Annotated in this window: 19 protein-coding genes, 1 other RNA gene and 1 pseudogene; 5 read left to right on the top strand and 16 right to left on the bottom strand. The window is 43.0% G+C overall.

Going from position 1 to position 21,524, the window contains the following annotated elements; genetic code table 11:
• Positions 1-65: 65 nt before the first annotated feature.
• The 9 genes from srlE to FOC72_RS11280 all read right to left on the bottom strand — a co-directional run bounded on the left by srlE (position 66) and on the right by FOC72_RS11280 (position 9,010).
• Positions 66-1,046, bottom strand: coding sequence for a PTS glucitol/sorbitol transporter subunit IIB (gene srlE, locus FOC72_RS11320; protein WP_032913995.1), 981 nt, complete (start codon positions 1,044-1,046; stop codon positions 66-68).
• Between the two features lie 16 nt (positions 1,047-1,062).
• Complete coding sequence (gene srlA / locus FOC72_RS11315) at positions 1,063-1,605, bottom strand: PTS glucitol/sorbitol transporter subunit IIC (RefSeq protein ID WP_002893982.1); 543 nt, start codon at positions 1,603-1,605, stop codon at positions 1,063-1,065.
• The gene (locus FOC72_RS11310; RefSeq protein ID WP_002893984.1) at positions 1,602-2,099 is read right to left on the bottom strand and encodes a transcriptional regulator GutM; all 498 of its coding nucleotides are present in this window, start codon (positions 2,097-2,099) and stop codon (positions 1,602-1,604) included. The genes srlA and FOC72_RS11310 overlap by 4 nt, the downstream gene beginning before the upstream one ends.
• Positions 2,099-3,925 (bottom strand): BglG family transcription antiterminator, encoded by a 1,827-nt coding sequence (locus tag FOC72_RS11305; protein WP_002893987.1) that lies wholly within the window; start codon positions 3,923-3,925, stop codon positions 2,099-2,101. The genes FOC72_RS11310 and FOC72_RS11305 overlap by 1 nt, the downstream gene beginning before the upstream one ends.
• Before the next feature lie 62 nt (positions 3,926-3,987).
• A complete protein-coding gene (locus FOC72_RS11300; RefSeq protein WP_002893988.1) occupies positions 3,988-4,788 on the bottom strand; it encodes an SDR family oxidoreductase in 801 nt (266 codons plus the stop codon).
• 184 nt (positions 4,789-4,972) lie between these two features.
• Positions 4,973-6,322 carry a glucose-6-phosphate isomerase gene (locus tag FOC72_RS11295; protein ID WP_002893989.1) on the bottom strand — a complete coding sequence of 450 codons (1,350 nt, stop codon included), beginning with the start codon at positions 6,320-6,322 and terminating at the stop codon, positions 4,973-4,975.
• Between the two features lie 571 nt (positions 6,323-6,893).
• Positions 6,894-6,991, bottom strand: an RNA gene (ffs, locus tag FOC72_RS11290) — signal recognition particle sRNA small type.
• Positions 6,992-7,003: 12 nt separating this feature from the next.
• A complete protein-coding gene (gene tadA, locus FOC72_RS11285; protein WP_002893991.1) occupies positions 7,004-7,474 on the bottom strand; it encodes a tRNA adenosine(34) deaminase TadA in 471 nt (156 codons plus the stop codon).
• Between the two features lie 243 nt (positions 7,475-7,717).
• Positions 7,718-9,010: an adenylosuccinate synthase gene (locus FOC72_RS11280; RefSeq protein ID WP_002893992.1), complete on the bottom strand. Its 1,293-nt coding sequence runs from the start codon at positions 9,008-9,010 to the stop codon at positions 7,718-7,720.
• Between the two features lie 297 nt (positions 9,011-9,307).
• Between FOC72_RS11280 and gshAB the strand changes: the two genes are divergently transcribed.
• The 3 genes from gshAB (at position 9,308) to FOC72_RS11265 (ending at position 13,891) form a co-directional block, all read left to right on the top strand.
• A complete protein-coding gene (gene gshAB / locus FOC72_RS11275) occupies positions 9,308-11,560 on the top strand; it encodes a bifunctional glutamate--cysteine ligase GshA/glutathione synthetase GshB (protein ID WP_002893993.1) in 2,253 nt (750 codons plus the stop codon).
• Positions 11,561-11,764: 204 nt separating this feature from the next.
• Entirely contained in the window at positions 11,765-12,610 is an 846-nt protein-coding gene (locus FOC72_RS11270; RefSeq protein ID WP_002893994.1) for a hypothetical protein, read from the top strand.
• Between the two features lie 24 nt (positions 12,611-12,634).
• Positions 12,635-13,891, top strand: a complete 1,257-nt coding sequence (locus tag FOC72_RS11265) for a toxic anion resistance protein (RefSeq protein ID WP_002893996.1) — start codon at positions 12,635-12,637, stop codon at positions 13,889-13,891.
• A 76-nt stretch (positions 13,892-13,967) separates the two neighbouring features.
• On the opposite strand, the pseudogene FOC72_RS11260 reads toward FOC72_RS11265, so the two are convergent.
• Positions 13,968-14,786, bottom strand: a pseudogene (locus FOC72_RS11260) (ADP-ribosylglycohydrolase family protein).
• Between the two features lie 118 nt (positions 14,787-14,904).
• On the opposite strand from FOC72_RS11260, the gene hslO reads away from it, so the two are divergent.
• A complete protein-coding gene (hslO, locus tag FOC72_RS11255) occupies positions 14,905-15,777 on the top strand; it encodes an Hsp33 family molecular chaperone HslO (protein WP_011837605.1) in 873 nt (290 codons plus the stop codon).
• Positions 15,764-16,741: a tRNA dihydrouridine synthase DusB gene (dusB, locus tag FOC72_RS11250; protein WP_002894002.1), complete on the top strand. Its 978-nt coding sequence runs from the start codon at positions 15,764-15,766 to the stop codon at positions 16,739-16,741. The genes hslO and dusB overlap by 14 nt, the downstream gene beginning before the upstream one ends.
• A gap of 40 nt (positions 16,742-16,781) precedes the next feature.
• Here dusB and FOC72_RS11245 read toward each other — a convergent pair whose 3' ends face one another.
• The 6 genes from FOC72_RS11245 to FOC72_RS11220 form a co-directional block, all read right to left on the bottom strand.
• Positions 16,782-17,531, bottom strand: a complete 750-nt coding sequence (locus FOC72_RS11245; protein WP_002894003.1) for a DUF6287 domain-containing protein — start codon at positions 17,529-17,531, stop codon at positions 16,782-16,784.
• A gap of 159 nt (positions 17,532-17,690) precedes the next feature.
• Positions 17,691-18,479, bottom strand: coding sequence for an NUDIX domain-containing protein (locus FOC72_RS11240; protein ID WP_002894004.1), 789 nt, complete (start codon positions 18,477-18,479; stop codon positions 17,691-17,693).
• Positions 18,480-18,533: 54 nt separating this feature from the next.
• A complete protein-coding gene (pnuC, locus tag FOC72_RS11235) occupies positions 18,534-19,349 on the bottom strand; it encodes a nicotinamide riboside transporter PnuC (protein WP_002894005.1) in 816 nt (271 codons plus the stop codon).
• Positions 19,350-19,370: 21 nt separating this feature from the next.
• Positions 19,371-20,429: an AAA family ATPase gene (locus FOC72_RS11230; RefSeq protein WP_002894006.1), complete on the bottom strand. Its 1,059-nt coding sequence runs from the start codon at positions 20,427-20,429 to the stop codon at positions 19,371-19,373.
• Between the two features lie 186 nt (positions 20,430-20,615).
• A complete protein-coding gene (locus FOC72_RS11225; protein ID WP_002894007.1) occupies positions 20,616-21,017 on the bottom strand; it encodes a DUF4430 domain-containing protein in 402 nt (133 codons plus the stop codon).
• Positions 21,001-21,486 carry a hypothetical protein gene (locus FOC72_RS11220; RefSeq protein WP_002894008.1) on the bottom strand — a complete coding sequence of 162 codons (486 nt, stop codon included), beginning with the start codon at positions 21,484-21,486 and terminating at the stop codon, positions 21,001-21,003. The genes FOC72_RS11225 and FOC72_RS11220 overlap by 17 nt, the downstream gene beginning before the upstream one ends.
• Positions 21,487-21,524 lie beyond the last annotated feature (38 nt).

Here is a 21,524-nt window from a genome sequence, read left to right as displayed (position 1 = left end):
TAAACTTATGCTTATAGATAAGTTTAACATAATAGTTGCTCTGTTTACGTGCATCTATCAAAGGTCTATTGATAAAGACCAATACTAGCTATCCAAGCTACTAGCACCCGCGGAACACCATTGAGAAAGCGTGAATAAAGCACAGAAGGGACACCAACCTCAACTGTTTCAGACTTGGCTTCAGATAGACCGAGTGCTACAGGAATGAAATCACAACCGTTTTGAGTGTTGATAGCAAATATAGCTGGCAGAGCCATTTGGGGCGGAATATTCCCTTTTCCGATTTCGACTCCAATTAAGGTTCCGATAATCTGACTGATAACAGCTCCGGGGCCTAACAAAGGAGATAGGAATGGCAAGGAACAGATAAAGCCAATCAAAATGAGTCCCCAGATGTTCCCCGCTAGGGGAACCATTAATTTTGCCAGCCAATTTCCAACACCTGAACCTTGAATAACCCCAATCAGCAAGGAAACAAAGGCCATGAAAGGAATGATTGTGTTGAGCATTGTTTGGATGGCTTCACGAGCAGCCTGGTTGAAAGTCGCAACGACCTTCCCAGCGCCCATCCCAATTCTTGCTACAATACTTGTTTCAGCTTTTTGCTCTGTAATTTTTTTACTAGTATCATAAGTTGGCTTTTCTGTTACCACAGTTGTCGCTTTTTCGTTTTCATTAGCAGCAGAAATTTGATTAAGGCCAACTGCTGACACATAGATTTCCTCGGTGATATATTGTGCTAGAGGGCCACTTTTCCCTGTAGCGACAATATTGATTGTAGGGATCCCCTTTTTAGGATAAATACCGCAGCGAAGAGTACCGCCGCAATCCACGATTGCTAAAGCAATTTCCTCATCAGGGATAGAAGTTTTAAATCCGTTAACAGCTTCCATACCAGTCAAATCAGCAATTTTATCTACAATATCTGGCTTTTCTCCGCCGCCAGTGATATAGATAAATTTATGCTTAGCCTCACTAGGTGTAATGACCAAAGGGCCTCCAAAACCACCATTTCCTTTAACAACTTTTATACTCTTATATGACATAATTTCACTCTTTCTATCAATCAAATGTTTTACTCAAGGTAACACCTTGCTGTTTTGCAACATAGGCAGTCGTAAAATCTGTTACCCATCCACCAACAAAGTTCATGATAATTCCTACAAGCATGTAACGGATTGCCAAGTCCATCTGACTCAAACCTAAAGTTTGAATTCCTGTCGCAATTCCCATCCATACAAACAATTCCCCAGGATTGATATGTGGGAATACACCATTTGAAGTATGGCAGAACTGCATCTGAGCTGCTACAAAACTAGGTTTATAATATTCTGGCAAGAAGCGTCCCATACTGATCGCCATCGGATTCCCCAGCATAAAGGCTGAAATGAAAGGTAAAATCATATAACGGCTAACAGGATTTTTGGCAGAAATCTTAGCCAAGGAATTGACCTTTTCTTCTCCCAAGAAAGCGATAAGGGTATTCATTGCAATCAATAGCATTAAGACAAGCGGTACAATATTTGTCATCCAGCTAATAAAGGTTTCTCCACCTAATTGGAAGAGTTTCATAAAACTCTCTGCAAATTTTGTAATGTGATTCATAAGGAACTCCTTTTCTTATTTTTTTTAAATAACTGTTTAATAGATAATTGTAAGTAATTCGCATAAAAGCCGAATCCCAGAAAAGAATCAGATGAACTTGTCTCTTTCTCAATACCTGCCTCATGCCAAAGATAGACTTTTCTAGCATCTTCTATGGCTGATTGCATCAACTTATTTTCTTTTCTCACAAGAGGATTATACTTGTCAAAATAATGGATGTCTTCTCCAACATAATCGTCCATATTTTGAAAACGCGCTAAGATTGTGACTCCTTGCATTTTGCTAGCTTTAAGAACCCGACCGTTTTCATCAACCGCGAACATGACAATCGTACCGGATTTTATTCTTCCGGACTTCCTGCCAATCGCTACGCGCCCCAGTTTTCGGAGCATCGTATAGGTCTTATTGAAGTCTTTTAGTTGCTGCCAGCCGAGGAACATTTGAAATATATAAGCTGCCATGACAAATACAGCGAAAATTATTAGCGAATTCATTAAAATACTCCTTTGCTCTTAGAAAATGATAGAAACTCAGTCTCTGTTTCTACAGCCCTCAATGCTTCTTTTAAAGAAGGCTCTCCTGCAATTCTAAAAATATCATCATACAATTCCAGTAATTCACTTTCCATTTTTGTTTCAATTTCTGAGGGAATAGCGACTAGAAAGATAAATTCAATCCATTCATCTCCTTTTTTATAAGGTTCTTCAAGCTTTCCAAACATTAAAATAGTCTTTGCATAACCCTGGTTAATTGTATGGGGGAAGGCAATTCCTCCACCAAAAATGGTTGATTGCTTTTTCTCCCTATCAATTATCCGTTCTCTAAAACCTTCATCAATCATCTGAAGTTTCCCTAACTCTGCAACCATATTTAGCAAGTATTGCTGATAGGTTTTTTGGGGGCTTAATCGAAGAAATCGTAAGCTGACTGTTTCTAGATTTTTTTGATGAAAAGCATTGGCTCTCTGCCATTCTTCCTGCAGCCATTGATCATCAAAAAGATGATTAACTTGAATGACTGGAGATTTAGAATCTTTATATTTTAGAGGAACTGTCGTAAAAATCGCGAAATAGTCCTGATTCAAATCCACATTAAAATCCTCTTCAGAATACTGAGTAATGTCTACATCATTTCCAAGGACTCGTCTGAGTTGCTGAATAATCATCGCAGCTGTTCCTCTTCCTGTTGTGCAAACTACAGCTATCTGCTTGCGAGAACCCTTAACAGCAGAATTTTGCTTTCTTAAAATCATTTCAAAATACAAAGCCAGATATCCGATTTCGGATAATTCTAATTCAGAACCAAAAATTGCAGATAGTTCTTCTCCAGCTATTTTTGCCATTTCAAAAGCAAAAGGATATTGAGTTTGAACCTCGCCATGAAATATATCATTAGCTTGCACATGGAAAATCAGTCGATTGATTAAGGGGCCTAGATGAGATTTGATTTCTTCAAATAATTCTTCATCATCAAAGTGAACCAACATTGTTTCTTTGACTTTCTTGACAATCCCTTGAAAAATCTTTGCAAGCTGTTCAGATTGATAAGATGTCTTGCTTAAAGTGTCAATAAAACGGACATTAAACGGAAAACACAAAAAGTCTATCTCAAACTGACTGAGGGAAATCTTATAAGTCATTTCAATATGATAGATTAATTTCTCAGCTAAAGGTGTCTCTGTTAAATCATTCCTATAGTAAGGAATAGGACAATTCAACACTCTAGATGTATGAATACGCTCCACCATAATTGAAATGGTCTTTCGAAGGAGTTCCTGTGTTTCTTTAGGGATTTTATAGTCCTGAACTAGCGTCTCCAGAAAAGAAGATGTTGCCTCAGTGAGTGTCCTTCCTTCAAAGTAAGGAGCCACTTGGTGAATATAGAGCAAGCGCAAATTCAGCTCGCTCCCCAAGACCTCCAGCCCACGGTTGGGCTTTCCTGAAATAGTGATAGAGTAACTCTCTGCCAAAGATTTTACTTGTTTTAAATCCTTATTAAGGGTACTTCTACTAACACCTACTTCCTCAGCCAAGTCGTCAATAAGAAGAGGGGAGGTTGACTCAATTAAACGTTTTAGCAAATAGGCAATTCTTTTACTGGAAGAATTGAAGTCACTCTCCTGTTTTAAACTACCAGATAAAATCCTTTCCAACTCTGTATAGTCATACACTTCTAACATTAACTGATCATCTTGTACGATAATCTGGATATTAGGAGACAAAACATCATTTAATTGTTGGATACTCTTTTGCAAGGTTTGCAAGCTAATATCCAGTTCTGAGCGCATATCTAACAAGGAATAAGTTGGCTGCGAGACCATTTTATCTAAAATATTATACCACCGATTTACTAAGGTCAACTCTCTTCCCTACCTTCATTGTTTTAACCGCGAGTTTTACCTCCGGCAATATTTGTAGTGACACCTGTTATATAGCTAGAACGGTCTGAAATATAGAACGCTACAAGATCAGCTACTTCCCGTAGTTTCCCACTCCGTCCCAATGGAGTCGTTGAAGTTGAAGCATAACCAGCTCGAATATCTTCTACAGTCTTTCCTCGTGTATATGCCAGTGCTTCTTCATAAGAAAGAGTTCGAAGACCCGTAGCTTCCATAATTCCTGGAGCAATTCCAACCACACGTACACCATGTTTACCAAGCTCTTTCGCCCATGAACGAGTGTAACTATAGACTGCCGCTTTCGTTGCAGCATAGGCACTTTGTCCTTCAGAACCTTCCAAGCCTGCTTCTGAAGCCATGTTCACAATTACACCTTTCCCATTTTTCACTAAAATACGTCCTACTGCCTGACTAACCAAATACAAACCTTTTTGGTTAATCATTGTTACTTTTTCGAACGTCTCATCGTCCAACTCGTAAGGACCTTTAGGATTTTCTGCATCGATTAATAATCTAGGGACATTAATCCCTGCATTGTTGACTACCGCATCAATATTGCCAAATCTTTCAACTATTTTAGCGACTCCTGCTTCTACTTCAGAGCGAGAAGTTACATCAACTTTTACAAATAATAGATTCGGGTGACGCAAATCGTTGTCGCTAAGGTCAAAATTCGCTACATTGACACCTAATTCCAGCAATTCTTCAACGATTGCCTTACCAATCCCAGATGACGCACCCGTCACAAGAACTGTTTTGCCTTTTATGTCTAACCAATCATTCATTTTGATACCTCTCAAATTTTATTTACAAGGCAATTATACAGCGCTTTCATAAAAGAATTAAGACACTCTTTTTTTCACTGTTCAAAAAAATAATAAACTAATTAAGAGGCTTGTACTAAAAAATCCACAAGAAATGAACTTGTGGATCTTTTTATATTCTAAATGAACTCAGAGCATATGAGAATCAAAGGCGTGCATTCAACTCAGCACCCAGCTCTTCAAAGCCTGGTTTCCCAAGAAGAGCAAACATGTTTTTCTTATAAGCCTCAACTCCTGGCTGGTCAAATGGATTGATACCATTCAGGTAGCCAGAAAGAGCAATAGCTAACTCAAAGAAGTAAATAGTATAGCCCAAAGTGAACTCATCTTGCTCAGGCAGGGTCACAAACATATTTGGCACTCCGCCGTCTGTGTGAGCTAACAGCACTCCATCTGTTGCTTTCTTATTGACAAAGTCAACATCTTTTCCTTGCAGATAGCCAAGGCCATCCAAGTCTTCTGCTAATTCAGGAATCAACACATTTTTGCGAGGCTTATCTACACGAATAACTGTTTCAAAGAGGATACGAGTTCCTTCTTGAATAAATTGCCCCAAAGAGTGCAGGTCTGTTGAGAAGTTGGCTGAAGTTGGGTAGATACCTTTTTGGTCTTTACCTTCTGACTCACCAGCCAATTGCTTCCACCATTCTGAGAAGTATTGCAAAGATGGTTCGTAGTTAGCTAGAACTTCTGTCAGATAACCTTTACGGTACAAGATATTGCGTACAACTGCATATTGATATGCTTCATTTTCAGCCAACTTATCAGAAGCATAAGCCTTGCGAGCAGCATTTGCTCCTTCCATCAACTTGCTGATATCAGCCCCTGCAGCTGCGATTGGCAAGAGTCCCACTGCTGTCAATACTGTAAAACGACCACCTACACTATCAGGCACTACAAAAGTATCCCAGCCATTAGCATCTGCTTCAACCTTAACTGCACCTTTAGCGCGGTCTGTAGTTGCATAAATCCGTTTATTTGCTTCTTCCTGACCATACTTCTTAACCAAGAGTTCCTTGAAGACACGGAAAGCAATAGCAGGCTCTGTTGTTGTTCCTGACTTAGAAATAACATTGACAGAGAAATCTTTGTCTGATACATAGTCTACCAAATCAGCCAAATAGCTTGAAGAGATAGAGTTTCCAGCATAGAGGATCTGAGGTGCCTTGCGTTCTTCTTTGCTTTGCAAGTTTGCAAATGAATTATTCAAGAAATCAATAGCTGCACGAGCTCCTAAATAGGAACCACCAATACCGATTACGATCAATACCTCACTATCAGATTGGATTTTAGCAGCAGCCTTTTGAATACGAGCAAATTCATCTTTGTCATATTCTTCAGGCAAGTTCAACCAGCCAGTCATTTCTGCCCCAGGACCTGTACCATTTCGCAGAGCAGAATCTGCTGCAGTCACTTGAGGCTGCATATAATCTAGTTCATGTGGTGCTACAAATTTATCTAATACCTTTGAGTAGTCAAATTTAATATGTGTCATGTTTATCCTCCAATTGTTCTTTTCTTTTATGATAACGCTTTAGGAAAAAATAAGCAAGTGCTTTTACTATTTTAAAACGTTTACATTTTTTATTCTATACTATTTTTCTAAATAAGCTAATCCTAGGACATAACTGAAAGCAATCGTTTGCGTAAGTCAACAAATTTTAGCCATATATTGAGAAGAATATTTTTGATTGACAAAGAGCCCAATATTCTATTTAAGATTGGATGTCAGCTGAATTCATTTCAGGTCCGTTCGAACTTGATTTACTGCTCCAATATCCATCTGCGCCTTTCAGGCTTGATTCATTTAATTTCGGAACCTAGTTCTCGCTTCGCTCAAACTGCGTCAATGTACCTATACCCATCTAACTTCTTCGGAGTTGATTCGTTAAGAATCTTTATAAGGTTTACAGATTTTTCCCTTATAGGAAAAACTGCATCCATTGCTCTAAGATTCATCTGCGCCTTTCAGGCTTGATTCATTATACTTCGGAACGTAGTTCTCGCTTTGCTCAAACTGCGTCAATGCCTCTAAACTCATCTTCCTCCTTCAGAGTTGATTCGTTAAGAGGCATAGAAAAAGAGCACACAGCTTACATCGCTTAGGGCTGCTGGATTCCTCCCCTGACCCGCTTCACGCAAAACTGTTGCTCCATGAATAGTATATCACATTTTTTTACTTTTGGCGACGATTTCTAAAAAAATCTTGCATGATTTGAGCACAGTCTTCTTGGAGGACACCTGTCTCCACTTCTACACGGTGGTTAAGTCGCTCATCTGTCAAAATATCATAAAGGCTGCCAGCTGCTCCAAACTTTTGATTTGCTGCTCCATAGACAACGTGAGGAATGCGCGCTAGACCGATCGCTCCGCTACACATGACACAGGGCTCAATGGTCACAAAAAGCGTTGTATCCAGCAAGCGCCAGCTATTTTCATGCCGATTCGCCTCTTCAATAGCCATAATTTCCGCATGCATAACAGCCCGCTGCAGCTCCTCACGTGCATTGTGACCGCGTCCGATAATCTTACCTTCTTTGACCAAGACACAGCCGATGGGAATTTCATCATGAGCCAGAGCAATCTCCGCTTCCTTCAAAGCTTCCCGCATAAAATCTTCTTTTTCTTCAATCGTATAGTTCATCATATTCTTTCTTAAACTTTCGTTCTCTATTCCATTATATCATAAGCTAATCAGTCGTCTTAGAAAAAAGAAAGCCACCACTAGGGTGACTTTCAGGAGATTATTATGAAAAAAGTTTAGGATTTTTAAACAAAGTTAGGAGGTCTTTGTTTATGTCGTTAGTATAAAATATATATCTTAAATGAATCTTAAGATGAAATTTTCTTGCAAAAAAGCACAAGAAGCAATTTCCTTGTGCTGACTTTTTTATAAATTAGACCAGACGCTTTCCAAGATATTGGTCTGCTCGCGGCCAGGACCGACTGAGAAGGTAGAAATACGAACACCAACCAACTCACTCACTCGGCGAACATAGTTGCGGGCGTTTTCTGGCAATTCTTCCAGACTGCGGACACTGGTGATGTCCTCTGACCAGCCTGGCAGCTCTTCGTAAATCGGCTTGCAACGCTTGAGCTGTTCCAGACTAGCTGGGTAATGGTCAATTCGCTGCCCATCCAAGTCATAGGCTACACAGATTTTCACTGTATCCAGACCGCTCAAAACATCGATGGAGTTAAGCGAAAGATTGGTAATCCCTGATACACGGCGGCTATGGCGCATGACAACAGAGTCAAACCAGCCTACCCGACGCGGACGACCGGTGGTGGTGCCATATTCGTGGCCGATATCACGAATGCGGTCACCAACTTCATCGAAAAGCTCTGTTGGGAATGGTCCATCTCCGACCCGACTGGTGTAGGCCTTGCAGACACCAACTACCTTGTCAATCTTGCTCGGACCAACTCCAGAACCGATGGTGACTCCCCCCGCAACCGGATTAGATGAAGTTACAAATGGATAAGTACCTTGGTCAATATCCAGCATAACCCCTTGAGCCCCTTCAAAGAGCACTCGCTTGCCCTGATCCAGCGCATCGTTGAGGATAACAGAAGTATCGGTCACATACTGCTTTATTTGCTGTCCATATTCATAGTATTCTTCAAAAATATCATCAAAGCTGATTGCTGTACTATCGTACAATTTCTCAAAGAGGCGGTTCTTCTCAGCTAGATTCCGCTCCAAGCGCTCTCTGAAAATATCTTTATCCAAAAGGTCAGCAATGCGGATACCGACACGAGCAGCCTTGTCCATATAGGCAGGGCCGATTCCCTTGATTGTTGTTCCGATTTTATTGTCACCTTTTGCTTCTTCCTGCAGACGATCCAGCTCGATATGGTAAGGCAGGATGACATGCGCTCGATCAGAGATGCGAAGGTTATCCGTCGTCACACCCTCTTCATGCAGGTAGTTCAATTCTTTGACCAGAGATTTGGGATTGACCACCATTCCATTTCCAATGACAGAGATTTTTTCTGGGAAGAAAATCCCTGACGGAATCAGGTGCAGCTTGTACTTCTTGCCGTCAATCACGATAGTGTGTCCGGCATTGTCACCACCCTGATAGCGGGCAATCACTTCGGCATTGGCTGAAAGGAAGTCTGTAATCTTCCCTTTTCCTTCATCCCCCCACTGGGTTCCTACAACAACTACTGATGTCATAATTTTGTCTGAGCTGAAGCAGCTCTTCCTTTCTTGAAAAGCAGGCAGGAATCTCACCTGCGATTATGTTTTATACCTCATTATATGAAAAATTTAACAATTTTTCAAGGTGGGATCCATTCTTGATTTGCTTTTCTCCTTTTGAAAACGAATTAAATTTTCAAAAAATCTGTTTTTTCTGAAAGTTGTTAGTTTATTAAAAATAAAAGTTCGGAATTATTGTAAAATCGTAGCGAAAATTTGTTTTCTTTTTCCGTTTGTAATAGACTAAAATTACTATCATAGGACGGTGAAACGATGACGATTAATCAATTACTGCAGAAACTGGATACATCAAGCCCTATTCTCCAAGCGACCTTTGGTCTGGAGAGGGAAAATCTGCGGGTGACAGCTGACGGGCACTTAGCTCAAACTGCTCATCCGAGTCAGCTTGGTTCCCGCAATTTCCACCCGACCATCCAAACAGACTTCAGCGAGCAACAACTAGAACTAATTACACCTATTGCTCACTCGACTAAGGAAGCACGACGCTTACTGGGAGCTATCAGCGATGTAGCAGGTCGCTCGATTGACCAGAGTGAACGTCTCTGGCCTCTGTCCATGCCACCACAGCTGACTGAAGAAGAGATTGTCATCGCCCGTCTGGAAAACGAATACGAACGCCACTATCGAGAGGGTTTAGCGAAAAAATATAGCAAAAAACTACAGGCCATCTCTGGCATCCACTACAACATGGAGCTAGGAAAAGATCTGGTCACTGCTCTCTTTCAAGCCAGCTCCCACCATTCACTCAAGGACTTTAAAAATGACCTCTATCTCAAGCTAGCGCGAAACTTTCTGCGTTTCCGCTGGATTTTAACCTATCTCTACGGGGCAGCCCCTTTGGCAGAAGCTGGCTTCTACAGTCAGGACATTCCCCAGCCTATCCGCTCTTTTCGTAACAGCGACTATGGCTATGTCAATGACGAGAATATTCAGGTGTCCTACGCTTCTTTGGAGCAATATGTAACTGATATTGAAAACTATGTTCAGTCAGGCGAGCTCAGCGCTGAAAAAGAATTTTACTCAGCCGTTCGCTTCCGTGGACAGAAGCACAATCGCGCCTATCTGGAGCATGGAATTACTTACCTGGAGTTTCGTTGCTTTGACCTCAATCCTTTTGACCATTTAGGCATTAGCCAAGAGACCTTAGATACTGTCCATCTCTTTTTACTGAGCCTACTCTGGCTGGATGATGTAGAAAATGTGGATACGGCATTAAAAGCCGCCCACGACTTGAACCAAAAAATCGCATGTAGCCACCCGCTGACTGCCCTTCCAGATGAGGCAGGTAGCTCAGCCCTGCTCCAAGCCATGGAAGACCTCATCCAGCATTTTGAACTGCCGACATACTACCAAAGCTTGTTTGAGCAGCTTAAGGAGGCACTTCTGAATCCTCAGCTAACCCTATCTGGTCAGCTCCTGCCTCATATTCATCAGGATTCCTTAATGCCCTTTGGACTAGAAAAAGCAGAGAAATATCACCGCTACGCTTGGACTGCTCCTTATGCCCTCAAAGGATACGAAAATATGGAACTGTCCACCCAGATGCTGCTCTTTGATGCGATTCAAAAGGGGCTGAATGTCGAAATCTTAGATGAAAATGACCAATTTCTCAAGCTTTGGTATGGCCACCATGTGGAATATGTCAAGAACGGCAATATGACCTCCAAGGATAACTATGTCATCCCTCTGGCTATGGCCAATAAAACCGTCACCAAAAAGATTTTGGCTGCAGCTGACTTTCCTGTTCCGGCTGGAGCAGAATTTTCTTCCCTAGAGGATGGACTGGCCTATTACCCTTTGATTAAGGACCGACAAATTGTCGTCAAACCCAAGTCAACCAACTTCGGACTGGGCATCTCCATCTTCCAAGAACCAGCTAGCTTGGAAGCTTATGGCAAGGCTTTAGAGATTGCTTTTTCAGAAGACGCTGCTGTATTAGTGGAGGAATTCATCGCTGGAACGGAGTACCGTTTCTTTGTCTTAGACGGTCAGTGCCAAGCTGTCCTCTTGCGAGTAGCAGCCAATGTCGTCGGAGACGGTCAGCATACTGTGAGAGAATTGATTGCCATCAAAAATGACAATCCGCTGCGGGGCCGAGATCATCGTTCACCGCTTGAAATCATTGAACTGGGCGACATTGAACTGCTCATGCTGGACCAGCAAGGCTATGGACCAGATGATATCCTGCCTGCTGGAGTCAAGGTTGACTTGCGGCGCAATTCCAACATTTCTACTGGTGGAGACTCGATTGACGTCACAGACAGCATGCACCCATCTTATAAGGAACTTGCTGCTGACATGGCAAAAGCTATGGGAGCTTGGGCTTGTGGCGTTGACCTTATCATCCCTGACAGCTCTGCCATTTCCACAGAGGAAAATCCCAACTGTACCTGCATCGAGCTCAACTTCAACCCCTCTATGTATATGCACACCTATTGTGCTGAGGGACCGGGACAGAGCATCACCCCTAAAATATTGGCCAAACTTTTCCCAGAAATGGACTGATAACATAAGAATCGCAGGGCATTCCCTGCGATTTTTGTTTGCAGGTTAGGATTCCTAATCTTTAAGCCGAGCTTACTTTCACGATAAAATAAAATCGCACCAGAAAAACCAAGCTTATCATAGAAACTTTTCAATCTTTATCCTTCAAAAACCAGCTTTTATGTTAAAATAGAGATATCACATTGATAAGAAAGAGAAACGTCCATGTCGAGGAGAAATGATGATTCCAACCAGCAACCAGAATGGTTTAGCTGGATTTGGATACTGGTATTTGTATTTGGTTCTGGAGCTGTAGCCAGCTATCTAATTCCCATAGCTATTCTGGGGGCTATTGGTTACGGAATCTATCGCCACCAAAGCCAGAAAAAAGTTCGGATTGAAGCAAAGCAAGCCAGCATTGGCCGTATTGAAGATTTGAAATCAGAGATTGGTCATGCTGACCGCCGCATTAAAGAATTGGAAGGCTACCAAGAAGATGGGGACCAAGAAAGCTATCAGAATTTAGCTCTAGAAATTCTTCCCCAGCTAACCTATATCAAAAATGCTGCTAACGACCTACGAGGAGAAATTCCTACTTCTGTCTACCAGCGAATCCAGACCAAAATTCGTACTGTCACCGATGAAATCGATGAACAACTGAAAAAGATTGAACGAGAGAAAAAACGAAAAGAAGCGCAGCCTAAGAAAACTAGTCTAGAAGAGCTAGCCCCAGAATTGGTCGCTACGGTTCGCAATATTCAGATTGACCATGAGGCCATTCTTCAAAAAATCTCTCAATCCGAAAGCAACAATAAGGAAGAGCTGACTGCCATTCATCAGTCCCAGATGGAGCACTACGAAGATATTTTAGAAGGCTACCTCAAAATCAAAGCTTCTCCCAAAGATTTTTACAATGCAGAGGAGCGGCTAGCCAAGGCCAAAGCAGCTATCGAGCAGTTTGACTTGGACCTAGACGAAGCCTTACGCCAGCTAAATGAAGCTGATTTGAGGGACTTTGACATTAGCCTGCGTATCTTAGACAAAGAAAAGCAAACAGACACTGGCTTTTAAACTAGATAAACCAAAGGAGAAACTATGAGCCAAGAATTTAATTTTGACATTGATAAAATCGCCAACAATGCTATCAGTAAAAGTGACAAAACAACGGAAATCATCGAAGCCACTACGACTCAAGGAAATGGCCAGCTAACTTTTCTGGAAAAACTGACTCCTGAGCAACAGAGTGCGATTACGGCTAAAGCTCCACAGCTGGTGGATAATTTCGTATCGGACCAAAATGCCTTGCTGGACTTTGGCCAATCTGCTGTAGAAGAGGTCAACGGTACTGTCAATCGTATCTTAGCCGAGCAGAAAAAATTACAAATTCCCCAGGTAGATGAGCTCTTAAAAAACACCAACAAAGAACTCAATGGCTTTGTCGCAAAATACAAGGATGCTCAAGTAGCGGAACTGGACAAAAAGCCTAATTTTCTGGAAAAACTCTTCAAACAGAGCAAAAACACTCTTCAAGAATTCTATTTTGACTCACAAAATATTGAGCAGAAAATGGACGGCATGGCTGCAACCGTCGTCAAGCAAGAAGACGTTCTGGCTCGCAATATTGTTTCTGCTGAAATGCTGATTGAGGACAATACCAAATCGATTGAAAATCTAGTTGGAGTTATTTCCTTTATCGAAGCTGCTCAGCAAGAATCTGGCAATCGAGCGCTCAAACTGCAGGCTGAAGTCGCTCAGCTAGATATGACAACTGTTGACTATCAAGTCAAATCGCAAGAATTAGCCCGAATGACAGAGGTGGTCAATACCTTAGAGCAGCAACACACTGAATATGTCAGCCGTCTCTATGTAGCTTGGGCGACGACTCCTCAAATGCGTAATCTGGTCAAGGTTTCCTCTGATATGCGCCAAAAACTTGGAATGCTCCGTCGCAATACCATTCCAACTATGAAACTGTCTATCGCCCAGTTAGGTATTCTCCAGCAATCGATGAAGTCTGGTCAGGTAGCTGACGCTATCTCTAATGCGAATAACGCTGCCCTGCAAATGCTCGCCGAAACGAGCAAGGAAGTCATTCCTCAGCTGGAACGGATTTCCCAAAGCCCTACTATCGCTGTTGAGTCTGTCACTAAGCTGGCAGAAAGCCTCGTCGCACAAAATCAAGGCATTATCGAAGCCATTGATAAAGGACGAGAAAAACGCGCTCTGCTAGAAGCCACTGTTATCCAATCTGCAGAGACCATCAACAACTCTGTCAAACTGCGTGATCAAAAGATTATCCAAGCCCTGTTGGACCAAGGCAAGGAAGCCCAGAAAGAATTAACTACAGAATAAGCAAAAGAGCCTAGATGGCTCTTTTAATGTTTTACTTTTTAAATGATCAATACAGTCCTGTCTTCCGATTATCCCTTTAAAACAAGCAGCTTTCCAACAGTTCTTTATTACGCAGCTGGGCTAGCCAGTTGTCAGGAATTCCTTCCAAACCATAGATGATACCAGCCAAGCCGCCAGCAACTGCTGCTACTGTATCAGTGTCATCGCCCAAATTAACAGCTTTCAGGACAGTTTCCGGATAAGAAGTGCTAGTCAGCAGACACCACAGTGCTGCTTCCAAGGTATCCACCACATAGCCAGTAGAGCGAATGTCATCTTCGGTCAGATCTGCTAAAGTTTACAAACGAGCGTAGGTCGTACTAGTCTCTAAGCCTAATAGTATTTCCGGTAGTTGCTGGCCTTTTAAGAGCCTACGAGCAATAGCCACATAAAGCAGGCAGGCCTCCACGGAAGTCGCATGGGCATGTGTAATACTGGAAACAGCCTCAATATCAGACGGACCAGCTGCCGTAAAGGCTAGGGGCAGAATCCGCATCAAAGAACCATTCCCGTTGGAATATTCATCAGACAGACCGTGTCCACTTGTCAAGGCTTCGCGAGTCGCATTTCCTACATCGAAGGTCAAACCATCTGGCGTGTAGGCTCTCTTGAAGAGCCAATTTTTAAACCGCTGCTGCATATCAACAGGATCAATCTTACCTTTTTCCCTGATAGAATCACAGGTCGCCAAAACAAGGCTGGTATCATCTGACCAAGTGCCAGCAGGTTGCTGATGGCTGCCATAGCCCACCATCTCAATCGCTTTAAAACTGCCTCGGGTTAAAAATTCATACGGAACTCCTAATGCATCAGCTACTGCCAGACCATAGACTGCCGCTTTCAAAGATTGGTTCATACTAGCCTCCTCTGCTTTTTATTTTATTATACTATTTTTGCTCTTAAAATGCTTCCTAACCCCAAAAAACAAGCGCAGCCTCGCGCTTGTTTTTCTATTTTATGTTAAAATAAAAGGTATGGACAAAATTATCAAAACTATCTCAGAAAATGGTTCATTCCGCGCTTATGTGCTGGATAGCACAGAGACGGTTCGGACCGCTCAAGAAAAACATCAAACTCAAGCAAGTTCTACTGTTGCACTTGGCCGCACACTGATTGCCAGCCAGATCTTGGCTGCAAATGAAAAAGGCCAGACCAAGATTACCGTCAAGGTCCTCGGAACCAGCTCATTAGGCGCGATTATCACAGTAGCAGATACCGAGGGCAATGTCAAAGGTTATGTACAGAATCCCGGTGTAGATATCAAAAAGACTGCCACCGGCGAAGTTCTGGTTGGTCCTTTTGTAGGCCAAGGAGAATTCCTCGTCATCACGGACTACGGTACTGGCAATCCTTACAACTCCATGACTCCTCTCATCTCTGGAGAAATCGGCGAAGACCTAGCTTTCTACCTAACCGAAAGCCAGCAAACACCTTCCGCAGTTGGCCTCAATGTCCTCTTGGATGAGAATGATAAAGTCAAGGTCGCTGGCGGTTTCTTAGTACAAGTTCTGCCTGGTGCCAAAGAAGCTGAAATTGCCCGCTTTGAGAAGCGAATCCAAGAAATGCCTGCTATCTCAAGACTGCTGGAATCTGATGACCATATCGAAGCTCTGCTGGCTGCCATCTATGGTAATGAGCCATACAAACGCCTGTCTGAAGAGGAAATCCGCTTCCAGTGCGACTGTAACAAAGAGCGCTTCATGAATGCCTTGGCTACCCTGCCAAAGGCTGACTTAGAAGAGATGCGTGACCAAGACCAAGGAGCTGAAATCGTCTGCCAATTCTGCCAAACTGCCTATCACTTTGACCAAAATGACCTGGAGGAACTGATTCGTGACAAATCTTAATACCCCTTTTATGATTGGGAATGTTGAAATTCCCAACCGCACAGTTCTGGCGCCTATGGCCGGCGTAACCAACTCTGCTTTCCGAACCATTGCCAAAGAGCTGGGAGCAGGCCTGGTCGTGATGGAAATGGTCTCTGACAAGGGCATCCAGTATAACAACGAGAAAACCCTCCATATGCTCCATATTGATGAGGGAGAAAATCCCGTTTCTATCCAGCTTTTCGGTAGCGACGAGGACAGTTTGGCGCGCGCAGCGGAATTTATCCAAGAAAACACCAAGACGGATATCGTCGATATCAATATGGGCTGCCCGGTCAATAAAATTGTCAAAAACGAAGCTGGGGCTAAATGGCTCAAGGATCCTGAGAAAATCTATAAAATCATCAACAAGGTCCAGTCCGTTCTGGATATTCCTCTGACAGTCAAGATGCGGACGGGTTGGTCTGACAGCTCACTAGCTGTAGAAAATGCTCTAGCAGCCGAAGCCGCTGGAGTCTCAGCCTTAGCTATGCACGGCCGCACCCGTGAGCAAATGTATACTGGTCATGCTGACCTTGAGACCTTGCACGACGTAGCCCATGCTCTGACCAAGATTCCTTTCATCGCTAACGGTGATATCCGCAGTGTGCATGATGCTAAACAGCGTATCGAGGAAGTCGGTGCCGATGCCGTTATGGTGGGCCGAGCTGCTATGGGAAATCCCTACCTCTTTAATCAAATCAACCACTACTTTGAAACTGGCGAAATCCTTCCAGACCTCAGCTTTGAAGATAAGATGAAAGTCGCCCATGACCACCTCTCCCGCTTGGTAAATCTCAAAGGAGAATATGTAGCTATCCGCGAATTCCGGGGCCTAGCTCCGCACTATCTGCGCGGTACTGCCGGAGCAGCCAAGCTCCGCGGTGCTATTTCACAAGCTGAAAGTCTGGCTGAAATTGAAGAACTCTTACAAATTCAAAAATAAAAACAAAAGGAAGCCAATTGGACTTCCTTTTTTGTTCTGTTTAGGGTTGAGTCACTACAACGCTTGTTACTGAGCCGTCTGCTCCTGTTGTAATCTGCAGATTGGCATTGCCTTGCCCGCTTAACTGCGCATTGTATTTGCCATCATCCAGTGTATAAGAGTAGGAAGCAATGGAATAATTATCTGTCTTTCCATCTGCAGACTGGACAGTGAATTGACCATTACCTGATACAGTCACAGTATTTCCATTGGCATCCTTCCAAGTTCCAGCAGCGGCTGAGAAATCCCCATCCACCATAGTCAAGACACCTTTATAGCGAGCATTGCTGGCTGCCTGTTTATTCTGAAGCTGGCGATTGCTTTCGGGCGCTTGGGCTGGTTGAGCTGCTTGATTCTGAGTGTTTTGTCGACCTGAGGCTTGCTGTGGCTGCGGTTGTTGGGCTTGAGGAGCTTCGACAGTAGACTGTTGCTGACTGGCAGGAGCTTGGGCTTGTCCAGGCTGGCTAACTGCTCCTTCTGAAGAAGCGCTATTGCTAACCTTAGGAGAAGCGCTGGCCTTGCTGGATGACGCAACTTTTGAGCTAGAAGAAGCTTGAACAGTCTTGCTAGAACTAGCACTTGTTGCACTTTCTTCTTTCTTACCACATGCCCCTAAAAGCAAACTAGAAGCCAGAACTGCAGCTGCCATCATTTTTGTATAAGTACGTGTTTTCATCTTTTGTCTCCTTGTAATATTAAGAAATCTTTTTGTAACACAATTGTAACACTGTAATTTTACTATGTCAATCATTTATGCAAAATTCTTAAAAAATTTTTTACTCAAGCGAAGTTCTGTTTCTCAATCTGTTTCTTTTGTCATGAGAAACTTGCTTCTACTTATCTATTCGTAATTAAAAACGAAAAAACAGGACAAATTTGTCCTGCAGAGAAATATATGATCGGCTTTCTTTTAATCTGGTTTTTCTGCCTTCAGCCGATACACTTTTCTCGGCTTCTTCTTTGGCACGCGCTTAACACCAGCCTCCTCTAGGTATTCTCCAAATTTCACTAGAAAATTATTGCTGACAATAGGTCGTCTAGGCGTGATGAGATTGACCAACTCAGTCCCTTCATAGACAGTAAACAGTGATTCTAGCAAATGGAGAAAAGTTGGATTCCAGTCCAGTCGCCCCTGAATCCGCTTGATAGATTCCAGCAGGATTTGGTAGTGGTCAAAGGCAAAGTCCTCTGCTGTCAGGAGCCGCTCACCGTCTCTAAAACTCCTTGTCTTAAAGTCTACATCAAGAAAGGTGACTTCCTTGGCATCATCCCCAGCTTGTACTTGATCTACTGCTATGGCCGGCAGATAGACTAGATGGGCAATGGTGATGACCCATCCGCGTGGATCACGCCCTGGAGTAGATACCGTCATCAGCTGTTCCACCTTTTCCAGCGGTATCTCCAGCCCCACCTCTTCCTTGACTTCCCGAATGCAGGCCTGATAGGCATCCTCATGCTTGTCTACAAAACCTCCGACCAAAGCATATTTATTTTGATAAGGGTGAGCCTTGCGCTTGATGACCAAGAGTTTTATCTGACCTTCTACGAAGCAGTAGGCCACCATATCTGCTGTTACGCTGGGCGTCTCGTACTTGGGTAAATCCTGTGTCTTGTACCATGCCAAAAAGGCGGACTCATCCGCCATGGTTTCGTAGTACTCTTTTTCCGACATTCCCGCTGGGATATCCTGTTTGGTCATGAGTTTCTTCCTTTCCTAAGCTATTTTTTCTATCAAAAAATCTCAAATCTTAGTCTAAGCTTTCTTCACCGCCTTGGTCCACTGATACCATCCAACGATACTATTGAGGGTATAGACCCAGTACATGGCCTGGATATGAAGGTTGCTACCCCACCAGAGATAAATACTGAAGAGATTGGTCGCAATCCAGAAGATCCACTGTTCGCGGTAGAGACCAGTCATGAGAAGCTGACCGATACCATTGGTCGCATCTGTCACGCTATCACGGAAAGGCCGGTGACTGTGAATGCTCTTATAAGCAAAGCCCATGCCAATCCAAATCAAGGCCGTCAAGGCCAAATATTTAAGCCAGCCACGCCAGTCTAACTTCTTAGCTTCAAAATGAGATGGCTCTTCCTTATCTTGTTCATTAACCCGGTTGGACAGCCAAGTATAAAGGCCGATTGGCTGCATAATAAAGAAGTAGACCGTAGTCAGCACTTCTCCATAGAAGCTAGCCTGAAAGGACAATAGGAGATAAATTGCCGAATTAACCGCTCCAAAGAGGTAATTGCTGGCCCGCCCCTCGGCCACTAGAATAACGCAAACGATGCCTGTCCAAGAAGCAAAGAGTCCCAGCCAATCATGTTGCTTCTGGCCACTGGTGAACTCCAGAATGAAAGGCAAACTGGAAAGTGTAATCAAGTAGAGCCATTGAGCCAAGCTGCGTCCGCTACATAAATCCTGCCAGAGCAATTTTGCAATCCCCTTAATACCCTGCTTTTTAGCTGCGGCACAGACATTGCGGAAATTCCGAGCAAAAGTTTGAGATTTTTGTTTCAGTCCTGCGTAGAGAGCCGCAGGAGAGAGTTTTTGATTTTTTACTACCATTCTATTTTACCACTTTCTTTTTTAATCCGCTTGATAAATCATGTCAATCGCTTCTTTGGCCGCCTGATAATTGTCCAAATAACTGCCAGCCAGATAGACCGTCGGAATATGAGCCAAGCACTGCTCTTTCAGTCTTTTTAGATGGCTTGAAAAATCACTGCGGATAGCCTCGTCTGCCATGCTCATATCGCGAAAGCCATCGTTAACATAGGCCCCAACCGGCTCAGCAAAGAGAATCAAATCCCATTTTTCCTTGGACAAAATGCTGGCAAAGAGATTGTCAAAAGTATCTGTCTCTTCATCCTGAACCGGACTTTCTTTCAGATAGTAATCATAGTAAGCCTTGGTTACCAGTGAATTTGTATCAGCCACGACCAGACCACGGTTGGAGCTGCTGTCAATCAAACGGGAAGTCTGAGCATATTGTCCCAAGAGCAGATAATAGTAGTCTTTAGGGGTCAGCTCATCGTCTCTCACATTATTTTGAATCTGGTATTCTCGAGCATATTCCAGGCTGACTGGAGCATCATAGTAGCGAGCTAAGTCCTTGGCCAAGGTCGTTTTACCATTGCTGGCGCTACCCATAATCAGCACTTTCTTAGTAAAGTGACGGCGGAAAGGTTGGGCGATATATTTCCAATAACGACTAGGATTTTCCCGAATCATCGTTGCTGAAATCCCAAACTGTCGCTCCTGCAAGGATGTTTTGAAGTCACGCTTTTCTAACTCCTCCTGATAGTCAGCTTCTCCAACAAAGAAAATCAGTTCCTCCCGTTCTGAATCATAGCCCACCAACTCCAATAAAGCCGGCAGCCACTTGTCCCAACCCAGAGGATAGCGAGGAAAAGAAGTTTCATCCAGTTTGTAAACCTGGGTCAATTCATCATCTGCGAAAGTCTCCCGCGTATAGCGGAATCGTTTCTGCAGAGATAGACCCACTTCCTGCCCACGGTCTCCCTCATAACCTGAAACCACCACGCGCACCTTGTCGTAAGAACGCTTAGCCTTCTGTATCAAATCGATATGCCCCTGATGCAAGGGAGCAAATGTTCCAAATACGATTGCAATTTTTTCTTTCATAGGCCTATCCTTTTTATTGTTTTTTATATTTTTGTTCTTTATATGTTTTTATTATAAACTATATTTTTATTTTGTCAATAGTTTTTTATAAAATTTTATAAAAATACTTTTAAGACACTTTAAAACTGTATTAAGCGCAAAAAAAGAACCTAATGTCTTAAGCATCAGATTCTTTCTATAAAAGATTTATTGCTGATAGACTTCTTGGTAGAATTCCAGCTTGTCTCCATCCTTGACAGTGATTTGATTGGCTGCCTTAGGAGCCATTTCTCCGTTGACCTTAAACATCCAGTAGAGGCCCTTTGCTTCATCCTGAGCATGGCCGTCAATAGAAGTGATAAAACCATCTTTTTCTTCGACCTTATAGGCCTTCTTCAAAGCATCCATAGCTGTCTTTCCTTCTTCAACAGCCACCGTTTTCTCGCTCTTCTCCTGACCATCTGGTGCAATACTGATGCTGATTTTCAGTTCCTTTTTGACAGAAGAATCAGCGGAACTAGAGCCCTTGTCAGTATTTGTCTGGCTGCTGCCACAACCTACAAGGAGAAGGGCAAAAGCAAGTGTGAGCAAACTAAAGATTTTTTTCATTATAGATCCTCCTTAAAATAGGGTACAAGAGTGGGTAAAAAAACAAGGTCGACAGTCCGTGCGCTATATTGAAGGTCAAAGCGTTAATAATCGCATAAGACCACCAGTGATAGTTGTAAAGCAAGGCTGTCAGTGTATCGATGGCAATGCCATAGCCAAAGGATAGGAGAGCTGCTACTATTCCCTGTCCCACTAGATTTAACCGAGGATAGAGCAGTCGCCAAAGGCAAAGAATCAGTCCAAAGGACAGCAACTGAAAGAGGACGATTGGACTCATCCCCAAAAGAAAGGCTGATGTAAACATCGTCACAGCCATGACCAGGAGTGAAGTCGGCAAATCCTCAAAGATGACTATCAGGAAAAAGATAGCTGAGATAGGCTGCACATTTGGCAGAAAGGAAAATGCATAGCGAAAGGCCACACATAGAGCCGATAGGATGGCAATTTTAGCCATTTTACGAGCAGACAAAGGTACCTCCTTTTCTAATTGAGTGAATCAATAGAAGT

The organism is Streptococcus sanguinis (assembly GCF_013343115.1).
In the GTDB taxonomy this organism is placed as follows: Bacteria; Bacillota; Bacilli; order Lactobacillales; family Streptococcaceae; genus Streptococcus; species Streptococcus sanguinis_H.
This window is presented reverse-complemented; position numbering and strand designations above follow the sequence as displayed.

What these genes read in the sequence shown, in the direction of transcription:
- FOC72_RS11310 (WP_002893984.1), bottom strand. Translation starts at nt 2,099, where the DNA reads ATGAATTCGCTAATAATTTTCGCTGTATTTGTCATGGCAGCTTATATA.
- FOC72_RS11280 (WP_002893992.1), bottom strand. Translation starts at nt 9,010, where the DNA reads ATGACATCAGTAGTTGTTGTAGGAACCCAGTGGGGGGATGAAGGAAAA.
- srlE (WP_032913995.1), bottom strand. Translation starts at nt 1,046, where the DNA reads ATGTCATATAAGAGTATAAAAGTTGTTAAAGGAAATGGTGGTTTTGGA.
- hslO (WP_011837605.1), top strand. Translation starts at nt 14,905, where the DNA reads ATGGACAAAATTATCAAAACTATCTCAGAAAATGGTTCATTCCGCGCT.
- FOC72_RS11225 (WP_002894007.1), bottom strand. Translation starts at nt 21,017, where the DNA reads ATGAAAAAAATCTTTAGTTTGCTCACACTTGCTTTTGCCCTTCTCCTT.
- FOC72_RS11295 (WP_002893989.1), bottom strand. Translation starts at nt 6,322, where the DNA reads ATGACACATATTAAATTTGACTACTCAAAGGTATTAGATAAATTTGTA.
- FOC72_RS11240 (WP_002894004.1), bottom strand. Translation starts at nt 18,479, where the DNA reads ATGACCAAACAGGATATCCCAGCGGGAATGTCGGAAAAAGAGTACTAC.
- gshAB (WP_002893993.1), top strand. Translation starts at nt 9,308, where the DNA reads ATGACGATTAATCAATTACTGCAGAAACTGGATACATCAAGCCCTATT.
- tadA (WP_002893991.1), bottom strand. Translation starts at nt 7,474, where the DNA reads ATGATGAACTATACGATTGAAGAAAAAGAAGATTTTATGCGGGAAGCT.
- FOC72_RS11305 (WP_002893987.1), bottom strand. Translation starts at nt 3,925, where the DNA reads ATGGTCTCGCAGCCAACTTATTCCTTGTTAGATATGCGCTCAGAACTG.
- FOC72_RS11265 (WP_002893996.1), top strand. Translation starts at nt 12,635, where the DNA reads ATGAGCCAAGAATTTAATTTTGACATTGATAAAATCGCCAACAATGCT.
- srlA (WP_002893982.1), bottom strand. Translation starts at nt 1,605, where the DNA reads ATGAATCACATTACAAAATTTGCAGAGAGTTTTATGAAACTCTTCCAA.
- FOC72_RS11300 (WP_002893988.1), bottom strand. Translation starts at nt 4,788, where the DNA reads ATGAATGATTGGTTAGACATAAAAGGCAAAACAGTTCTTGTGACGGGT.
- pnuC (WP_002894005.1), bottom strand. Translation starts at nt 19,349, where the DNA reads ATGGTAGTAAAAAATCAAAAACTCTCTCCTGCGGCTCTCTACGCAGGA.
- FOC72_RS11270 (WP_002893994.1), top strand. Translation starts at nt 11,765, where the DNA reads ATGTCGAGGAGAAATGATGATTCCAACCAGCAACCAGAATGGTTTAGC.
- FOC72_RS11230 (WP_002894006.1), bottom strand. Translation starts at nt 20,429, where the DNA reads ATGAAAGAAAAAATTGCAATCGTATTTGGAACATTTGCTCCCTTGCAT.
- FOC72_RS11245 (WP_002894003.1), bottom strand. Translation starts at nt 17,531, where the DNA reads ATGATTGACATAGTAAAATTACAGTGTTACAATTGTGTTACAAAAAGA.